General features: G+C 52.7%; 2 protein-coding genes. Both read right to left on the bottom strand.

What is annotated here, in order from left to right; genetic code table 11:
* Nucleotides 1–253 precede the first annotated feature (253 nt).
* Nucleotides 254–532, bottom strand: coding sequence for a CRISPR-associated endonuclease Cas2 (cas2, locus tag NW863_RS10570; protein WP_414335550.1), 279 nt, complete (start codon nucleotides 530–532; stop codon nucleotides 254–256).
* Entirely contained in the window at nucleotides 532–1,521 is a 990-nt protein-coding gene (cas1, locus tag NW863_RS10565; RefSeq protein ID WP_414366235.1) for a CRISPR-associated endonuclease Cas1, read from the bottom strand. The genes cas2 and cas1 overlap by 1 nt, the downstream gene beginning before the upstream one ends.
* Nucleotides 1,522–1,600: the final 79 nt, after the last annotated feature.

Here is a 1,600-nt window from a genome sequence, read left to right as displayed (position 1 = left end):
CTCTACCCCTATTAAACCCAAGCGGGGCAAGGAATGCAAGACCCATTTGCGAGGGGGTCGGTCGAAGACGGCAAAAAAGGGCCTGGAAGAGGGGGGGCAAGAGGCCTGAAAGCCTTGTGGGGCAAGGCATCGAGCGGGTCAACGAAAGAATCGGCCTTTGCGGGATTTGGCGAGGCGCTCGCAGAGCTGCTGATACCGTTTTTGTGTGCTTTCGAGAACATCAAGTACTTAGGTAGGGGGAAAGTTGCCTGAGCTACACGATGACCGAGCCAGGGGGTGCAGTTAAAGGGGGTTCACCCCAGATTTCCACTTGATCGAGGGCGTGGCTGGTGAGGGGATAGAAGCGGACGCTGTCTTCGTTGGGCTTGATCCTTTTCCGGAGCCGTAGCTTGAGCTCCTCGAACTTGTCCTTGTTGAGGACGCACTCGAAGACACTGTACTGCACCCGCTTGCCGTAGCCTTCTAGCAAGTCGGCAATTTTCTTGCGGCGCTTGTCACAGGGAGTATCGTAGGTAACAACATAAAGAAACATCAGCGAATCCGGTAAGGCTGATACAAGTCTTGAGGATTATAGACGGACTGCTTAAACTTCTTAACCTGCTGTGTTAGCAAATCCCAGCGGGGCTGATCCCCAGCAGGAGTTGTAATGGATCCCTCCATTCTCTGGAGAAAAGCTTTGAGGTATTTCTTTCTGCCAGCATCGTTGAGAAAACAGCCCCCATCTCGATACTCGAAGTCTTCTTGGATATCCATAACACCGCTATTGACAAGCCACAGTACCAGGGAGTCCACAATAGGTGCTCGGAACTCTTCCAGCAAATCGGAAACCAGAGCAGCGTGGCGTTCACTGCTGGCATGTAGGCAACCTTGATAGGGATCCAAATCTTGCAGCTCAATCAAGGTTAATAGATGGTTCCAGAGCACCATATAGCCAAAGCTGAGCATGGCATTGACTGGATTGGTAGGTGGTTGTCGGGTACGCTTGAGCAAAACAAATCCCTTTTGTTGTAAGCAACTGCCCAATTCTGGGAAATACAGGGCTGCGCCGATCCCTTCAATGCCGCGCAATTGATCTAGAGACTTAGCCTGCAGAACTTGCTCGGCCAGATGTTCCAGGCTGCGCAGGGTTAGATCCCCAGTTTCGCTGGGGCGCTGCCTAAGTTGCCGCATCAACAACACGCGCCCATTGAGGAGCTTAGCTCGCACTATCTGGGCTGCTGTTTGCAATCGCCATGCTTCAGGGAGTGTTTGTTGCCAATGGGCCAAGCGGCGGTAGCCCCTTTCAATGGGAATGAGGCGACCGTAGCAATAGCCGAGTCGGGAGAGGTAGGCAATGGGGATATTGCGCTTCAAGCACTCTCTTACAACATCGGTAGTCACTTGCGATCGGCCGAAGATTAAAATTTGCTCCAGCAAGGGCAGAGGCACCTCCTGCAAGAGCAAATCGCTCAAATGAACCAGCACAAACTCTTGCCTGAGGCTTAGCCTGCACCCTTGCTGGGAAACATACAAGGTTCGCATTATCGATCATCTCGACGCAGACTCTCTGAGCCTCGCCTTGGCTCTATGGAAGTGCTGGTCTTGGATTGGCGCTCTTCTG

This window comes from Synechococcus sp. B60.1 (assembly GCF_047462555.1).
In the GTDB taxonomy this organism is placed as follows: Bacteria; Cyanobacteriota; Cyanobacteriia; order Thermostichales; family Thermostichaceae; genus Thermostichus.
The sequence above is the reverse complement of the archived record's forward strand: the minus strand, read 5'-3'. Positions and strand labels throughout refer to the sequence as shown.